This window comes from Adlercreutzia caecimuris B7 (assembly GCF_000403355.2).
GTDB classification, from domain to species: Bacteria; Actinomycetota; Coriobacteriia; order Coriobacteriales; family Eggerthellaceae; genus Adlercreutzia; species Adlercreutzia caecimuris.
Map to the genome: position 1 here is coordinate 2350470 of NZ_KE159646.1, position 17518 is coordinate 2367987.

A 17518-nucleotide genomic window follows, 5' to 3' on the forward strand; every position below is an offset into this window, starting at 1 on the left:
TGGCGCTTACGACAGCGATTCGAGCATATCCAGGAGCTCCTCGCGTGAATGGACGCCCAGCTTCAGGTAGATGCTGCGCACTTGGGAGCGCACGGTGTGGAAGGAGACGGTGAATTGCTCGGCGATGGACTTTACCGTGTGCCCCTTGGCCAGGGGAACGAGAACGGCCGCTTCCCGCTCGGTGAGGTCGTGCTCCTTTGCGAGGCGAGCGCATTTGTCCTCGAGCGGCGAGGCGCTGGCGGCAGGCGCTCGATGGGGAAGGCCAATGTAGAAGAACCCGAATATCAGCACGAGCAGGGAGATCACAAGAAAGATCAGGGCGAGCACCAAAGACGAGGGAGGATCGAGGGCAAAGACCGTAACCAGAATCTCGCTTGCGAGGCGCGATGCGAAGAACAGAAACGCGGCCAGGCGAAAGCCGAGGCAGGCGGGTTTTCCGACGGCCCTCGCCAACATGCCCGGCAAAAAGAACATGAGTCCTCCCAGGAGGAACGCCGCTGTGTTGAGGAGAAAGGCGATGAGGTATAAGCCGCTTTCGGGAAACAAGATGACAAGCAGAGCACTCAGGCAGATAAGCAGCACGAAGCCCGAGGCAAGCCAGAGGCCCGTGCGCAGCGCAAAGGGCCTTCTCTGGAAGTAGAGCACGAAAGCCCCCGTGATCACGACGCCCGCAAACGATGTAGTGGCAATCGAAATACCTGCCGAGGGCGTGAACACGGTGCGGAAGGCAAAGCTGAGCAAACTGTAGGCGCAGATAGCCAGGGGCACGAGCGCCGAGAACTCGGGTCGATCTTCCGGCGCCGCCGGAGGCTCCTTTTCCGGGGGCAGCGGGGCAAGGAGAACGTCAAGGGCGACGGCGACGAGCATCAGCACGAGAAGCCCGAAGCGTGCGGGGACGGCCAGCGCCATGTAGACGGTGAGCGCAAGCACGGCCACTATCCCTGCGCAAAGCATCTGGAGGGATCCTCGCCGGGCCGAAAGGGGTCGGGCCGTGCGTGACCAGAGGCAGAGGAGCGCGGCGCAGGTCGCGCCCATGAGCACCTGGCGAAGAACGAGGTATTGGGGGAGCTCGCCGGAAGGAACGAGGGGCTGGGCAACCAAGAGCGTCGCAGTTGCAAGGCCGAACGCGAGGGATGCGAACAGCGAGGGCGCGGGTCGGCCTTTTTTGGTGAGAGGGAGAGAGATGGCGAGCAGGGCGATAAAAGCTATCTGCCACGAGAAGGAAAGCATTGCCGGCGAAGCGTCCGAGCCGGCCCCCGCGATCGCCGTCTGCCCCATGGATATGAGCAGCCAGCCCCAAATGAGGCCGGGCAGCAAGGCGAGCCGAACCGTAGCGGGCAAGATCGATTCCTTCGGAGAATCCTGTTCGCGCAAGTAGCCTTTTTCGCGTCGCGTCATCAAATAACCTGTCCCCACCTGCCATTTAGCACAAAATGAACGTGTGAATCGCGGGCATTTAGCTCATCGGGGGCGATGAACTGCCACCCCTTTTCCCCGATTCTCTTCGCGGCGGAATTATACCGCTGCGTAAAGGAAAAGGAAGTATGGATCGAGGAGGGTAAGAATGAAGGAAATTAACACTGCCGAGGTTTTCCCCACGCTGCGCAACATCTCACTTTCACGTAGGACGTTTGTCGCCTGCGCGGCCATTGCCGCCGCCCAGGCTGCTCTCGTGTCTGCGGGGTGCGCTCCCGAGGTGCAATCGTCGGGAGAGGGACTTGCCTCGACCGCGGCGTTTGCCCCGGGGACGTATACGGCGTCCGCGCCCGGCAAGAAGGGCCCGGTGACTGTCGAGGTGCGCATGTCCGAAAATGCCATCGAGAGCGTCGAGGTCGTGGAGTTCGAAGACACCGAGCGCATCAGTGCTCCGGCTCGCGAGCGGGTGCCGCAGCAGATCGTGGAGCTGCAGAGCCTGAACGTAGACGCCGTGACGGGCGCCACGCTGACGAGCATGGCCATCATCGAGAGCGTGGCTGATTGCGTCAACCAGGCGAACGGAGACGCTTCGGCGCTGAAGAAGGCCGCATCGCCGGAGAAGTCGGATGAGACCAAGGAGATCCAGGCAGATCTCGTGGTGTGCGGCGCCGGCGGCGCCGGCATGGCCGCCGCCGTCGCCGCGGCCCAGCAGGGCTTGGATGTGGTAGTGTTCGAGAAAACCGCCTATGCTGGCGGCAACGCGCTGGTCAGCGGTGGCTGGCTCGAGGTGTTCGAAGGCGTCGACGACATGAAGCCCGATATGACGGACGGCAACCGCGACATGTTCCACGCGACGCTCCAGAAGAGCCTGGACAATGGCGTTCCCAAGGACTTCGTCGATGCCGTGCAGGCCGACTTCGATGCGTATTTCGCCGCGGGCAACACGAAGGTGTACGACTCCATGGAGTACTACGCCCTGGACTACGCCTCGCGCAATGGCGGCCCGGCGAAGGAGTACTGGCTCCCCTATGCCCACAAGGTGAACGATCTGAACAACTGGCTCTTCGATCAGGGCTACACCGTGAGTGGCACGCTGGTCGGCATCGTCGGGTTCCCGTGGCCGCGCAAGGCCCATGCGGTGGACAAGGAGAACGGCGAGGGCTTCTTCAGCGTGTTCGACAACACGGTGGAGACCCAGAGTCTCCCGATCACCTTCCTCTTCGAGACGCCCGTTTCCGAGCTGATCGTGGATGGCAAGGCCGTGGTGGGGGCCTCTGGCCAGTGCGCCGACGGCACCACCTACCGTGTCATGGCGGACCGTGGCGTCATTCTGGCTACTGGCGGTTATTCCGGCAATCCCGATCTGCTGAAGAAGTACAACGAGATGTGGCCCTGGGATGAGTCCACGGTTATCCCGACGACCAATAGCTACGGCCACACGGGCGATGGACACGTGCTTGCCGAGGGCCTGGGAGCCGAGCTGAAGAACATGGGGCGCCAGATGGTGTTCCCCATTGCCGACTCCATCGATTACTCGACGGAGACCATCGTCGGCAATGCCGGCCTGGGGCTCTTCGTCAACGTGAACGGCGAGCGCTTCATCAACGAGTCGCTGGATCGCTTCGCCCTGTCCGCCGCTGTGATGAAGCAGCCCGAGGAGAAGCTGTTCATCATCAGCGACGCGCTCAACTCCGGTCTTGTGAACGGCTACAACGAGCAGGGCTACAGCGCGGACAAGCTCATCGAGGAGAGCAAGCTCTTCCGGGCGGACAGCCTTGAGGAGCTGGCCCAGATGATCGGCGCCGACCCCTCGGTGTTTGCGAAGGCAGTTGACGATTACAACGCCATTGCGCGTGGAGACGTGGCGGACACGGTGTTCGGCCGCGAGAACATGAGCGAGAAAGACGCCATCATCGAGGCTCCCTTCTACGCCTCCCCGCGTACCTGGGCCGCCCATGTGACCATCGGCGGCGTTGCCATCGGTCCCGATTACCAGGCCCTCACGGCCGACGGTGCGGGCATTGAGGGCCTCTATGTCGTGGGCGAATGCTCCGACGGCAACAGCGGTGTCTCCAGCATGAGCACAGGCCTTTCCTGCGTCAACCAGATGCTCGCCTAATCAGCCCCTCCCCATGGACGAGGCCCTCGCCGAACGGTCGGGGGCCTCGTTTGTGCTTGGTGGCCCTATGCCGGTTACGAAGCCACCTTCTCGGCGTTGCGACCTTGATCCAGTCCGCCGAAACGACATTGGAGCTGTGCCGGCTATGCCGCGGCCTTCTCGGCTTTGCGGGCCTTGCGGGCAGCAGCGCTCGTAGAACAGGTTGTTAGCGCGGGTTCTTTCGCGGCCCATCGCGTTAGACCCCCTCGCAATGGACGAAGTTGAGGCGCTTGAGCGCGTTGTCTGAGCAGTAAAAGCCGAGGCCAAAATCCTTGGTGTAGCAGCCAGCCTTTCGCTGACGGGCTCTCTTTAGGGCGCCTGGTCTGCCCTCTTAATCTCCGGTTAACCAAAAGCTTAGGGAAAAATTAGGGAGTTCGGTTGGCCTTGCGGGGTCTGAACACGGTACTATGTATGCGACGAAGGGGGTATCGTGAGGGCCATGAAGATGCGCAACGTAAGTCTGCGGGTGATTACGCTGGCAACGTTGTCTGCTGTTTTCATCGTTGCCGTGGCCACCTTCAGCATCTTCGACATTCGCGTGCAAACCGAGCAGATGGAATCCTCTCTTGCCGAAGAGGCGCGCACGTTCGCGCGGGAGATGGACGCCGTTTGGCGCTTCATGGACAATTCCCAATACACCATTAACAACGATTCGGCGGGCAACTACGAGTTCAAGGGGCTGCACTGCGCCATCGTGGGTAAGAGCGTCGGTGCCATTTTCTCGGCGAACAACGACTACTCCATTCGCTACACGAACTTCAATCCGAGACGTGCCCAGGACAAGCCCGATGAATTCGAGGCCGCCGCGCTGACGGCTTTCAACGAGAGCACCGCCGTGCGCGAGTACTACGATGTGGTGGAAGACGGAGCTGACGAATCGGGGAGCCCCGCGCGGCGCTTCCGTTTCGTGCAGGCGCTTGAGGTGGACGAGAGTTGCCTGGAATGCCACGGAGAGCCGGCTGGCGAGCTGGATATCACCGGTTTTCCGAAGGAAGGCTGGACGCTCGATTCGGTGGGAGGCGGCATCAGCATCGTGATTCCCCTCGAGCAGCAGTACCGTGCCGTGCAGGATAACGTGGTGCGCGATGTGGCGTTCTTCCTGCTGCTTACCACGGTTATCGGCATTGCGGTTTTCGCGCTTATGAGCCACTTTGTGCTGCGGCCGCTGGAGTCGATGAAGGCGGCTTTCGGCGAGGTAAGCGAAGGGCGCCTGCACCAGCCGATGGACAACGCCGCGACTGCTCGGGAGGTGTCCAGCCTCATCGACCGCTTCAACGCCATGGCCGCCGAGCTGCGCGTTACCTACGCGGGTCTGGAAGATCAGGTGGCCGAGCGCACGCGCGACCTGCGCCGGGCCAACGAGGAACTTGCCGCACAGCGTGACAGCTTGGAGGCACTCAGCGCTCAGCTGGCCAAGGAGTCCCAGGTGAAAAGCGACCTGCTCTCTATGGTGAACCACGAGTTGCGGACGCCGCTCACTTCCATCATTACCCTGGCGCAGATCGCCCTGGAGTCGGGCAACGCCGATGGCGATGAGCGCCGGAGTTGGGAGGAAGTGCGCAAGTCCAGCTCGGTGCTGCTCGGGATGATCAACAACATGCTCGACATGGCCCGCTTCGATGCCGGAGCCATGGCCGTAAGTCGGGAAGTGATGGATCTCGGCGATATCGTCGCCACGGTGCAGAGCACGGTCGGGCCGCTGGCGCTGAACGCCCGCGTGACGCTCACGACGAGCATCGCCCCGAACGTCCCCCTCGTCTACGGCGACTTCGAGAAAATGCTGCGCATTCTGGAGAATCTGGGCACCAACGCGGTCAAATTCACGCCTGCCGGAGGTGTTGTCGCGCTCTCGGCGTCGGTAGATGATGGGACGGGAGACGTGCTCGTGCAGGTGACCGACAACGGCATCGGCATCGCCGCGGCCGATCAGGAGCGCATCTTCGAGCGCTTCTTCCAGGTGGACAGTTCGGCCACGCGCATTTACAGTGGCAGTGGCCTGGGGCTTGCGCTGGTGCGCGAGTACGCGGCCGCCCAGGGGTTTGGCTTGTCGGTTGAGAGCGATTTGGGACAGGGCAGTGTCTTTACCGTGAGGATCCCCGCAGCGGATACCCTTGATTTCGACGAGGGCGAAGGCCTTGAAGGCGAGTTGTAGGCGGGAGTGAGAGCGAAGGCGAAGGCGAAGGGGGAGCTATGTACAAGGTGATGCTCATCGACGACGAGGAGAGCCTGCATGTATCTATCGAGAAGCTGCTGACGCACGCGGGCTACGAGTATTGCGGCGCGCGCGATGCCGAAAGCGGCATGGAGATGCTCGTGGCCGAGCGGCCCGATCTGGTGCTGCTCGATGTGATGCTGCCGGGCATGAACGGCTTCGACCTCTGCACGCGCATCCGCGGCGAAGGGCGCCGCATTCCCATTATCTTCCTGTCGGCGAAGACCGACATTGTGGACAAGTCCATCGGTTTTCGCGCCGGCGGGGACGACTACGTGACCAAGCCCTTCGACGCCACCGAGCTGCTGCTGCGTATCGAGGCCCATATCCGCCGGCACCACGACACCATGGAGTTCGCGCGGTGCACCAACCGCGACGGCTCGGTGACCATCGGGGATTTGGAGGTGCGCTTCGACGAGTATCAGGTGCTCGTGAAGGGCAAGCCCGCGAACCTGACCACCAAGGAGTTCGAAATCGTGGCGTTTCTGGCTACCCACCCCGGCAAGGTGTTCACGCGCGGCCAGATTCAGGAGTACATCTGGGGCGAGGGCGAGGCTGATGTGCGCAGCAATTCCATCACCGTGTTCGTGCGCAAGATCCGCGAGAAGATAGAGGAGAACCCGAGCGAGCCCAAGTACCTGCTCACCGTCCAGCGCGTCGGCTACAAGATGGCCGACGGGTTGGACGCTTAATATTCCGTTAATGTTGAATTAACTCAAAGCTTATCTGGGGCGTATCGCTATTAACGGGCGATTTCCTCAGAATGGGATTATCGAAAAGTCCGAAGAGGAGAGGCTTTTCATCAGGCGAGTGGCGGCGCCATTCCCTCCCTGGCGCCGGCTCTTGCCGCGATAAGAGGGAGAGAGAGGAGAACTTTATGACCGAGTTCGAAAACCCCCGCAGTTTTTCGCGTCGGAGCTTTGTGACCGGCGCCGCTGCCCTGACGGGGGCTGGGTTGCTTGCCGCCTGCTCGCCTCAGTCACAGCCCGAGCAGGGCGCTGAAGGCGAAGAGGGTCTGGCCGGCACCGGGGGCAACGAGGAGATTTACGCAGGTGCTTGCGATGGCAACTGCGCCGGCGGCTGCTACCTGAACATCCACGTGCGCGATGGCAAGATCGTTCGTACCTCTGCGCGAGAGTTGCCTGATCCGGCTTATACCCGCATCTGCTCAAAGGGTCTCTCCCAGGTGGGACGTGTGTATAGCAGCAACCGTCTTTTGTACCCCATGAAGCGCGTCGGCGAGCGTGGCTCCAACGATTTCGAGCGTATCAGCTGGGACGAGGCGCTGGACTTCATTGCCACGAAGTGGAAGGAAATCACCGACCAGTACGGCCCCGGCGCTATGGCTATTTTCAACAACTCGGGCCACTATTCCCTTTGTAGCGGGTCGTGCGGAACGTCGATTTCCGTTACCGGGCGTTTTAAGAATGTGGTGGGCGCGTCGGAGATCAGTTCGAGCTTGGACATCGGCTGCTCTCACGGCTTCTCCCATCTGACGGGAGGCATCCCCACCTACAACGAGATTACCGACCGCAAGAACGCCAACGTCAGCATTTTGTGGGGCAACAATCCGGCCATTTCGAATCCGCATACGGCCCACTTCCATAAGGAGGCCCAGGAAGATGGCAATCGCCTGATCGTTATCGACCCAATTTACAACGCCAATGCTGCCATGGCTGATTGGTGGGTTCCGGTGAAGGCCGGCACCGACGGCGCTCTGGCTGCGGGTATTCTCAATATTTACTTTACACGTGGTCTGTTAGACGAGGGATTCTTGAAATCGACTACGAACTGCCCCTACCTCATCAAGGAAGACGGCATGTTCGTGCGTATGAGCGATCTGGGTGTTGAGCCGACAGTGGAGCCCGATCCGCTCACGGGTGAGGATGTGCCCGTCGATCCCATCGTGGTGTGGGATGCAGCTCAGAATGCTCCCGTGGCCATTACCGAAGCGACCGATCCTCTGCTGGAGAGCGTGCCCGAGGTGAACGGCATGAAGGTGCAGACGGTGCTCGAAAACGCCAAGGCAGCCGTCGCCGAATACACGCCGGAGCGCGCAGCTGAGATCAGTGGCCTAAAGGTTGAGGATGTGGAAGAGCTCGCCCGCATCTACGTGGAGGATGGCCCGGTGTCCACCGAGTTCTTCCTGGGCGTGAACCATTATCTGAATGCGCCGTACACCTCTTGGCTCATCGGCCTTGTCGCCATGCTCACGGGCAATACCGGTAAGTCTGGTGCCAGCTTCGGCAACAATCAGATTTACATCCCCCAGTATACTCATACCAACTTCGCCGTTACCATGCCCACCGACAAGGCGGGCAACCCCTGCCAAGGCGGTGACCCCCATACCTATGCCACGGCATTCTTGGAGGAGCTCATTGACACGGGCAAGTACGGCCAGGAAGACTGCGTGCTCAAAGGCGTGTGGTTTACTTTCAACAACGCAGCTGCCACTATGGCCGATTCTGAGTACACGAAGCGCTGGGTGAGCAAACTCGACTTGGTTATTTGCTCTGATGTGATGATGACCGACACCTGCCGTCTGGCCGACATCATCCTGCCGGCCTCCTATTGGTTCGAACACACCGACGTGGGCTCCTACCTATTCGCCACCCATCCCTATATCACGTGGAACGAGAAGGCCATTGATCCTCTGGGCGAGTCGAAATCCGATTTCGATATCTTCAAGGCCGTTGCCGAGAGAATGGGCTACGGCGAGTTCTTCGACCTCACCGAGGAGGAGTACTGTGCCGAGGCGCTCGACAGCGAGGGCTATAAGGCTCTGGGAATTTCGTTGGAGGCTTTGAAAGAGAAGGGTGCCTTGCGCGTGTTTCCCGAAGATGTGCATATCTCCGACACATCGGTCTGGGGTACCGAGAACGGTCGACTGTGCCTGTACCAAGAGAATGTTCTGTACCAGTTCGGCGACTTGGGTCAGCCGGTCGACCGCAAAAAGGAGTGCGGTCTGTATTGGGAAGAGGGCAAGTATTGTGGCGAGCACAGCGAGGCTCGCATGGGTGAGTATCCCTTCCACTTGCTGTCTCAGAAGATGCGTACCCACACCCACACCCAGTGGTCCGAAAACGAATACACGCGCGAGATTGAGCCAGAACCGCTGGCAATGCTCAACCCCGACGATGCAGCTGAGCTCGGTATTCAGGACGGCGATACCATCAGGTTGCGCAACTATCAGGGCACGGTGGTTGTGAAGGCGGCTATCAATGCCGGTGTGCCTCCCAAGACTGTCGCTATGCCGCGTAGTTGGCAGGCTGCCGACTTCATTGAGGGCACGTACCAGAGCCTGATTTCCAAGGACTTCAACGACACCAGCAACAACCAGGCTTACAACGACGTTGCCTGCGCTGTTGAGAAGATGTAGGGGGCTTAAAACATGACACGTTACGGAATGGCCATCGACCAGAGTCGCTGCATCGGCTGCCACGCTTGCGCCATGGCTTGCAAGATCGCGAACAACATGCCGGCCGACGTGGTGTACAACCGCGTGATCACTGTGGGCAGCGATTACATAGACTGCGCGAGCGGCACCTACGAGAACCCCAGCTTGGAGTACCTGCCCATGCAGTGCCAGCACTGCGAGGAGCCTGCCTGCCTGCAGGTGTGTCCTACCGGCGCCACCCAGAAGGATCCGGACACCGGCATTGTGACCGTGGATGAGGAGCTATGCATCGGTTGCGAGTCGTGCATCAAGGCGTGTCCTTACGAGGGCGTGCGCACGCTCCTGCCGAGCGAGCCCACCTACTATTTGGATATGGAAGTGGGAGAGGCCGATGCGCCGAAGCATGCAGGCGGCACGGTAGAGAAGTGCACGTTCTGCGCGAACCTCGTGGCTCGCGGCGAGACTCCAGCCTGCATGGTGCTGTGCCCGGGTCGTGCTCGCTGGTGGGGAGATTTGGATGACCCCGAATCCGAGGTATCCAAGGCAATCGCGGGACGCGAGTACACGCTTCTGAACGAAGAGGCGGGTACAAAACCCAACGTGTACTACCTGCACTAATTGCCACGAATTGACCGCGGCGCCTTCTTCGGGGGGCGCCGCCTGTATGGGAGGTGCTATGGGCACGAAGGCTGAATCCGAACTGAAGCGGGCTGTGGGGGCCGCTGATATGCTCGAGCTGCTAGCCCGGGCCTTTTCCTACCCCGATACGGCGCTGGCACGGGCTCTATGCGACGGTAGCTTTGTGAGCGATGCGCGTTCGTGTGCCGAGGATATGGACATCGTCGAGACAACGGCCGAGGCTATCGGGAAACTCTCCTGCGTTCAGGGCGCTGATGCGGTTGAGTTGCAGGAGACGATGCGACGCGGCTTCTCCATCCTCTATCTTGCTCCGGGGGATCATGTCCCAGTCTATCCCTACGAGGGTCCGTTTCGCTTTGTCGCCGATCAACGTCCGGGCTCTCCGCTGTTGTTCCGAAATCGCTCGGCCGAAGACATCATGCGCTTGATGAAGGAGGAGGGGCTTGAGCCAGACCCCAATCGTCATGAGCCAGCTGACAGTATATGGTTTGAACTGGCGTTCTTCTCGCACCTATACGCTCTTTTAGCTCAGGCGTTAGACCGGGATGATGAGTCTGCCATTGAAGCGCGGCGGGATGCTCTGGGCCGCTATGTCGAGGAGCATGGTCGCCCTTGGATGGAGGCTTTCATGAACCAAACATGCGAAAAAGCACCGAAGTGCTCGTTTGCGGGCGTATACGGAGATTTGGCATCGCTGGGCGCGGCGGTGCTTCCTGCCGCTTTTACGGTGGGTCGATAACCGAGAGGATATCCATGGACTTTCTCATCGTATTGACTGCAGCAGCGGTAGCGTCGGTCTTGCTGCGCCGTCCGCTGCATAAGGCGCCGGTGGCGTTCTATGCACTGGCCGTGGTTTTGGACGTGGCCTATGTCGTCGGCATCGAGGGGCTTTTGCCGCGGGTTGCCATGGGGCCGCTCACGCTGCTCATGGGCAAGTGCATGCTATCGCTCGCGCTGTTCGTGGTGGTTATGTACATCGGCGTGTTCGCCAAGGGCTCGAAGGCGCATCAATGGTTGAAGCCGGTGCGTGCCGAACTGTCCATCGTCGCGTGCATTTTGGCCTGCGGGCACATGGCGGTGTACCTGGCGTCCTACGCGCCGCGTCTCGGCTCGGCCATGGGTGCCAATGTCGTGAGCGCGCTGGTCGTGGCGGTGGCGCTGCTGGTGCTTCTGCTGGTCTTGGGCGTGACGTCGTTCGGCTTCGTGAAGCGCCACATGCGCACCGAGAGCTGGAAGCGCTTGCAGCGGTGGGCCTACGCGTTCTTCGGATTGGTGTATGTGCACCTCATGCTCATGCTGGCACCGGCGGCGAGCCGCGGTGGCGAGGCGGCGGTGGCAAGCGTGGCGGTATACACCGCGGTGTTCGGTGCCTACGCTGTGCTGCGCGTGCGACGAGCGTGGTGCGACCAGCAGGCGGACACCGATGCTGCGGCGACGGCCGCGGCCGCGGCAGAACTTTCCGCTTCGGACGAAGGGCGTCTCGCCAGTGCCTAAGCCGCCCACTTCTGGTCAGCTGCTTGGTGCCATAATGTTGTTTACATGCGGGAGATGGCAAATAGGGAGACCTTCGTCAAGCTGCGGGTTGCCGAGATTCATAGCAGAGGGGGCCTCCCTCCTATGTCGCGCATCGTCGGCGTAAACAACCTATTGGCACGCAACATCTAGTGAATCCCTTCAAGCCGACTGTCGGCGCGGAGCCGCCCGTTCTGGCGGGGCGCGACAAGGTGCTGGAGGATTTCGCCGACGGCCTGTCGGAAGGCCCCGGTGCTCGAGTCCGGGTGTAATGGCGCGAAATGACGGTTTTGGTGCAGAGCGTCGTATTGGATGCTCCTGCAAGGGGGTCGTTACCCTGAGAATATGCGATATTCGATACATTTTCAGGGAAAGAGACCTCGTGGATCCGCCCTGTTGCACCAAAAACGACGTTTCGCACCACTTTTCCGCCGCTTTTCCTGCGGGAGGCGTTCTCGATCGCGTCTCGTACGTATGGGAGACGCGCTCGTACCGTCGCGCCGCCTTTGCCAACCGCAACGACAGCCTACGACTGGTCATCATAAAGGTAGAGGCTGCCGATATTCCCGCCGAGCTCAGTTGCGAGCCAGTGGAGCGATAAAGGGGCCGTGCCCAAAACGCAGAGCGTCGCACCGAGGCCTCGCTCGTTTGTCAGTCCCACTCTCCCGTGAGGTAGGCGTGCAAAATGGCACCGGGGGATTCGTAGAAGAAGCTGCCGTTGTAGTCGTCTATGAGGGGACTTAGGGGGGAGTGATAGGCGCGGAAGAGTGCCTCGACGTCCGATACCGCCTGATTCTCGGCGATGCCCATCACGAGGCGCTTGTACACCTTCCCGATATCCCAATGGCTGGGGACGGCGTACTTCGCCGCCGAGACGTTGTCGAAGGTGCCGTCGGCAAGTCCGGCTTCCTCTAGAAATGAGTCGGAGACGGCATCGATGTTGTCGCTGTGGTACACATCGGCGAGTTCGATGATTCTTGCGATGCGATCTCTACCGAGAGCGTCCACGACGTCGCTGCGCCGGTTTTTCGTTTTGCGCCCGATGTAGTCTATAAGACTGCACGTGTAGAACAGGTTGTTGGCGCGGGTGCTTTCGCGGCCGACCACGTTAGACCTCCTCGCAATGGACGAAGTTGAGGCACTTGAGCGCTCTGTCTGAGCAGAGGCATATCTGATGGGTGGGGTATTTGAATTTCGCGAGGGCCCAGAATTGCTCCCGAGTGATGGCTCCGTCCATGTAGTCGGAGACGAAGTTGTAGATCTGGTCGTTGGCCATAGCGCCGATGACAACATCGTGGTTGTGGGGCTCCCCGTGACGGCAGGCGATGATGAAGTCGAGCCACTCTTCGGTCATATCGGGAAACTCGAGGATATCCAAGCCATCAAGGAGACGAACCGTATAGGTGTTCACGCGCGGGGTGTCGAACCGGCGCGCCCAGCGTTCGGCCTGCTCGCGCAGTATCGTGCAGTAAAAGCCCGGGCCAAAATCCTTGGTGTAGCGGCCAATGCGAATCTCGGGCCGCTCGACCTGGCTACCGCTGCCATGAAAGACTGTCATCAGGGCCATGCCACTCCCTTCCATTGCCTGGCGACGATTATAGCGGGTTTCCCCTTTCCCGCCGGGTTCATTCTTGTGGCGTGCTCCAAAGGCGTCGTCGATTCGAGCCGCCGCACCCCCCTTTTTTCACGGCAAGTGCCCGGGCGCTTTTTGTCTCGTCCAGATGAAGTGGGGCTCTCTACTATAGTTGCTATTTTTTCGGGAGCGGTCTCTTTGCGGTTCGGGGACGGTTGCGCGACGGAGCATTTCGGGACAACCTGGAGACAGTTTGACGGTTTTGCGGCAGTAAGCTCTCCTCCTCAAAGAAGGAGGGCGCCATGCTTCAACGCAAGCTCAGGTTTTCAAATCGGTGGATGTTCAACAAAGTGATGATGGAGGAGCCGATCTGCAAGCACGTGATCCAGGCAATATTGGAGGTTGAGGTTGAGCGTATCGACTACCTGAACTCCGAGCAGACGATCGAGCCCGATCCGGGGAGCCGCGGTGTGAGGATGGATGTATACGTGCGAGAGCAGGACGGCGGCCGCGTTTACGATCTCGAGATGCAGGCGTGCGCCGAGCCGCTCTTAGGTAAGCGATTCCGCTACTATCAGGCAGCCCTGGATGCAAAGGAGCTGCCAAAAGGGGTCGACTATGATCAGCTTCCCGAGAGCTTCATCGTCTTTCTGTGCGATATGGATCCTTTCGGCTACAACCTTCCCATCTATCATATGGAGCGCAGCTGCATGGAGGTTCCCGAGCTGTCGCTCGCCGATCAATCTCACTGGCTCGTTCTCAATGCGCGGGGATGGGAAGCGCTCGATGATGGTGATTTGCTCGATCTGCTAAGATACGTGCAAACAGGCAAGGCCGTGGGCCCTCTTTCTCAAGAGATCGACCAGGTGGTTGCCCGGGCCAACAAGGACAGGAAGTGGGTGGACAGGGTGTTCTCCATTAGCACTATCGAGGAAAACGACGCCCGCCGCCGGCGCATCGAGCTGCGCCAAGCCCGCGCGGAAGGTATCGAGCAGGGTGTCGAACAGGGTATCGAGCAGGGGGAGCAGCGTTTCGCCGCGCTTGCCTCTACGTTGATCGGGCTTGGGCGCATCGACGACCTTCAGCGGGCGACGAACGACTACGGGGCTCGGGAAGAGCTCTTCCAGGAGTTCTCCCTGTAGGTTCGCTCTGCACATCAACGCGGACGGCTCCCGCGCCACCATGTGCTCGGGCACCGCCCACGAGGCCGCTGAGCGCCTGGAGGCGCCGGGGGCCGGCGCCGTGGTCGGCTGGCCGCTGTTTGCGCGCTGCTTGCCAAGGCGCCGGGGGCTTGGGCCTTACGCAGCCGCCTTCTTGGCCTTGCGGGCGGCGGCGCGCTTCTGCATGGCGTCCACGCAGGTGGCCACGGCCGCATCGCCCGTGACGTTCACGGTAGTGCGCATCATATCCAGGATGCGGTCCACGCCGGCCACGAGCGCCACGCCCTCCACGGGCAGACCGACTGATTGCAGCACCATGGCCAGCATGATCATGCCGGAACCCGGTACGCCGGCCGTGCCGATAGATGCCAGCACGGCGGTCATCACGATAGTCAGCTGCTGTCCCACGGTAAGATCGATACCGAACACCTGGGCGATAAAGATAGCGCAGACACCCTGGTAGATAGCGGTGCCGTCCATATTGATGGTGGCGCCGAGCGGCAGCACGAACGAGGTGACCTCCTTAGACACGCCCATCTTCTCGGTGCACTCCATGTTGATGGGCAGCGTGCCCACCGACGAGGCCGACGCAAAGGCGAAGCCCATCACGGGCATCTCACCCTTCAGGAACTTGAGTGGGCTCATGCGCGCGAACACTTTGATGATGCCCGAGTACACCAGTGCGATCTGACAGATCATGGCCACGTAGGCCACCACAATGAGCCACAGCAGCGGCCGCAGCACGTCGATGCCGTTGTTGGCGATGACCGGGCAGATGAGTCCGAACACGCCGAAGGGCGCCACGAGGATGATGCCCCGCATAATGGCGATGCACACGTCCGACAGCGCATTGCAGATGTCGATGACCGGTTTGGCCTTCTTGCCGGCGGCGATCATGCCGAAGCCGAACACCACGGCGATGACGATCACCTGCAGCATGGTGGCATCGGCCATGGGCTGGAAGAAGTTGCTCGGGAAGATGTTCACGATGGTATCGATGAACGACGGCGGATCGGTGGGCTCGTAGGACAGATCGCTCGTGGGCATGGTGTAGTTGGCACCCACGTTCATCACGTTGGCGAACACAAGGCCGAGCGTAACGGCAAAGGCAGTGGTAACCAGGTAGAACAGGATGGTTTTGCCGCCGATGGCGCCCACCTTCTTCACGTCGTCGAGCGACACGACGCCGGCGATGATGGAGAACAGCACCAAAGGCACGACGATCATCTTGATGAGGTTCAGGAAGATGGTGCCGAAGGGCTTGATGTAGGTGTCGGCGATATCCGGTGCGCCCTGGAGGGCGACACCGGCGATCACGCCGAGAACGAGCGCGATGAAAATCCAGGTGGTCAGTGACAGGCGCTTGAACCAGGGCTTATCCCCCTTGTTGCCGGCGTCTGCGGAAGCGGGCGAGCCGGTCTCCTCGGCATCGCGTGCCGCGGCTGTGGCCTTCTCGTCGGTCGTTTCCATGGGTCTACTCCTCTTCCATCATGTCGTGCAGCACGGCCTCCACCAACTCGGCCTGCTCCTCGTTTTCAAGGGCGTACAGCGTGACGAGCGGCATGCCGGCATTGCCCTCAACCACTTCGGCGGGATTGTACAGAGCCACCATGACCTCCAGCTCCTCGCCCTCCTGGGCACCCTCTTCCGCGAAAATGATGAAGTCCTCGTCGGTTTCCTCGACGTGGAAGGTGGCCACGGTCTCGTAGGTGGAAACCGAGCCGTCGTCTTCCACGGCCATGAAGAACTCGAGGTCAACCTCGCCAACATTTTCCAGCATGGGATCTCCTTTACCTGTGTAAGCGCACGATGGAACCGTGCGGCCCGCGCCCGCGTGCGCAACTCCTCATGCCCTGCATTATAGGCGATTATCAGGCCCGACGTGAACCCCCGAAGCCACCCGTGATCCCGCGAATCCAGACGAATGCCGACCGAGATGTTCTGCGCGGAGTATCCCTAATGAAGCGATCGTTGTCGAGCATCTGGTGCAAAATGACGATGTGCCCGGGCGGATCGTCATTTCGGGACAGTTTTTGTGGCTCTCGGGGCCTTTTGGGAGGAAATTTTGCCCCAAAATGCCGATAAGGCCGTGCAGACCGTCATTTTGAGCCGCACCGCCGCACCCGTTCGCGAAAAATTCGTCTATAGAAGAACAATCGAACCCTTGTCAACAGATGGTAGGGGTCGATAGAATCATTTTCAGAGAGAGATTGCGAACATAGGACTCGGCCCGCGGTGGCACGAGCCTTCGCGCCCAGGAGAGAAGGAGCGGCCATGATTTCATTCGGTCGTCGTGTTGTGAGCACAGTCTGTGCAGTTACCCTAGCTGCCTCCATGGTGCCCGCCATCGCCTACGCAGAAAGTCCCACGGGGGGGGTCTTGCTAAGGGCGAAGAGGTAATTACCCCTGTCGAATTTAATGGCGCGGCAGCCAGGGAGATAATCTACGACGTTGTTGATTGCCTTGACAGATATGACGTAGAAGATGCTGTTATCAATGGTGACCAGGACTTCATCGTTCCTTACGCTAATGACGGTGACGAGGTGTCTTCGAAAGTGCGTGCCGCCTATGATCTTATTTGCGCTGGTATGGAAAAGTTCGAGGCTGAAATCTCTCTAGAGGAATGCTCGATTACAGTGGCCGAGCTAAAGGACGCCATGGACCTTGTTATGTGCAACCCTGAGCTTTGGTGGTTGGGTGCTCGGTACGCGTATGGTAGCTATTCGACTTCCAGCAATATTGACGAACGCCAAGCAGCCTCTGTCAGCCCAGAATATGCGTATACTGCAAATGAAGCAAGTGCTTTAAAACCCGAAATAGAATCTTCAATCGAAGAGGCGCTGTCTTGGATTGGACCCAAGATGACTGAGTTTGAAAAGGCCCAAGTTCTGCATGATTACCTTGTGCGTACATGTCAGTACTCTGTGAGAGTTGCAGAGGGTGGTGAATCTCAGACTTCATATCACCGTGCGGTAAGTGCGCTGTCTGGGGAAAAGGTTACCGTATGCCAAGGGTATGCCCTTGCCTACAAATGGCTTCTCAGGAGAGCAGGCATAGATGCCGTGTATGTTTCCAGCGAAGCCATGAACCACGGGTGGAATTTGGTGAGAATTGGCGATTCTTGGCATCATGTCGACGTAACTTGGGATGACCCGCTTTATAGGAATCCGGCGACTGGGGAAGTATTCGACGGAGGCTTCGACGCCAAAGTTTCCCATACTTATTTTCTGAAGAGCGATAACTCTTTTAGGACGATGGAGGACCCCCATACAGGATGGACTACCTCCTTGCAGGCTTTGAACGACTATCCTTTGGCGGCGGGGTTCGTATACCCAGAATACAAGGGTGCGTACAAAGAGGATTGCTCAACTGCTGGTCATAAGGAGACGGTGATTTATAGGGAGAACGAGAAACCTGCTACATGCACTACCAAAGGTTCCTATGAGGCGGT

General features: G+C 59.9%; 13 protein-coding genes and 1 pseudogene. 9 read left to right on the forward strand and 5 right to left on the reverse strand.

Going from position 1 to position 17518, the window contains the following annotated elements:
- Positions 1 to 6 precede the first annotated feature (6 nt).
- A complete protein-coding gene (locus C811_RS13505; protein WP_198010042.1) occupies positions 7 to 954 on the reverse strand; it encodes a helix-turn-helix transcriptional regulator in 948 nt (315 codons plus the stop codon).
- Between the two features lie 610 nt (positions 955 to 1564).
- Between C811_RS13505 and C811_RS13510 the strand changes: the two genes are divergently transcribed.
- The 7 genes from C811_RS13510 to C811_RS13540 all read left to right on the forward strand — a co-directional run bounded on the left by C811_RS13510 (position 1565) and on the right by C811_RS13540 (position 11316).
- Positions 1565 to 3535 carry an FAD-dependent oxidoreductase gene (locus C811_RS13510; protein WP_016310230.1) on the forward strand — a complete coding sequence of 657 codons (1971 nt, stop codon included), beginning with the start codon at positions 1565 to 1567 and terminating at the stop codon, positions 3533 to 3535.
- A gap of 478 nt (positions 3536 to 4013) precedes the next feature.
- Positions 4014 to 5726: an ATP-binding protein gene (locus tag C811_RS13515; RefSeq protein ID WP_022926645.1), complete on the forward strand. Its 1713-nt coding sequence runs from the start codon at positions 4014 to 4016 to the stop codon at positions 5724 to 5726.
- Positions 5727 to 5764: 38 nt separating this feature from the next.
- A complete protein-coding gene (locus C811_RS13520) occupies positions 5765 to 6478 on the forward strand; it encodes a response regulator transcription factor (RefSeq protein WP_016310232.1) in 714 nt (237 codons plus the stop codon).
- 185 nt (positions 6479 to 6663) lie between these two features.
- A complete protein-coding gene (locus C811_RS13525) occupies positions 6664 to 9165 on the forward strand; it encodes a molybdopterin-dependent oxidoreductase (protein ID WP_016310233.1) in 2502 nt (833 codons plus the stop codon).
- Between the two features lie 12 nt (positions 9166 to 9177).
- Complete coding sequence (locus C811_RS13530) at positions 9178 to 9801, forward strand: 4Fe-4S dicluster domain-containing protein (protein ID WP_016310234.1); 624 nt, start codon at positions 9178 to 9180, stop codon at positions 9799 to 9801.
- Between the two features lie 58 nt (positions 9802 to 9859).
- Entirely contained in the window at positions 9860 to 10561 is a 702-nt protein-coding gene (locus C811_RS13535) for a TorD/DmsD family molecular chaperone (protein ID WP_016310235.1), read from the forward strand.
- Between the two features lie 14 nt (positions 10562 to 10575).
- Entirely contained in the window at positions 10576 to 11316 is a 741-nt protein-coding gene (locus C811_RS13540) for a ferric reductase-like transmembrane domain-containing protein (protein WP_016310236.1), read from the forward strand.
- 669 nt (positions 11317 to 11985) lie between these two features.
- Here C811_RS13540 and C811_RS13545 read toward each other — a convergent pair.
- Complete coding sequence (locus C811_RS13545; RefSeq protein ID WP_016310238.1) at positions 11986 to 12441, reverse strand: hypothetical protein; 456 nt, start codon at positions 12439 to 12441, stop codon at positions 11986 to 11988.
- Position 12442: 1 nt separating this feature from the next.
- Positions 12443 to 12901, reverse strand: a complete 459-nt coding sequence (locus tag C811_RS13550; RefSeq protein WP_016310239.1) for a DUF3990 domain-containing protein — start codon at positions 12899 to 12901, stop codon at positions 12443 to 12445.
- Between the two features lie 308 nt (positions 12902 to 13209).
- Here C811_RS13550 and C811_RS13555 point away from each other — a divergent pair, with 308 nt between their 5' ends.
- Complete coding sequence (locus tag C811_RS13555) at positions 13210 to 14049, forward strand: Rpn family recombination-promoting nuclease/putative transposase (RefSeq protein WP_016310240.1); 840 nt, start codon at positions 13210 to 13212, stop codon at positions 14047 to 14049.
- Between the two features lie 156 nt (positions 14050 to 14205).
- On the opposite strand, the gene C811_RS13560 is transcribed toward C811_RS13555, so the two are convergent.
- Entirely contained in the window at positions 14206 to 15537 is a 1332-nt protein-coding gene (locus C811_RS13560) for a dicarboxylate/amino acid:cation symporter (RefSeq protein WP_016310241.1), read from the reverse strand.
- Between the two features lie 4 nt (positions 15538 to 15541).
- A complete protein-coding gene (locus tag C811_RS13565) occupies positions 15542 to 15847 on the reverse strand; it encodes a hypothetical protein (protein WP_016310242.1) in 306 nt (101 codons plus the stop codon).
- Positions 15848 to 16928: 1081 nt separating this feature from the next.
- On the opposite strand from C811_RS13565, the pseudogene C811_RS17325 reads away from it, so the two are divergent.
- Positions 16929 to 17192 (forward strand): annotated as a pseudogene (locus tag C811_RS17325) (transglutaminase domain-containing protein); the annotation flags it as partial.
- Between the last annotated feature and the right edge of the window lie 326 nt (positions 17193 to 17518).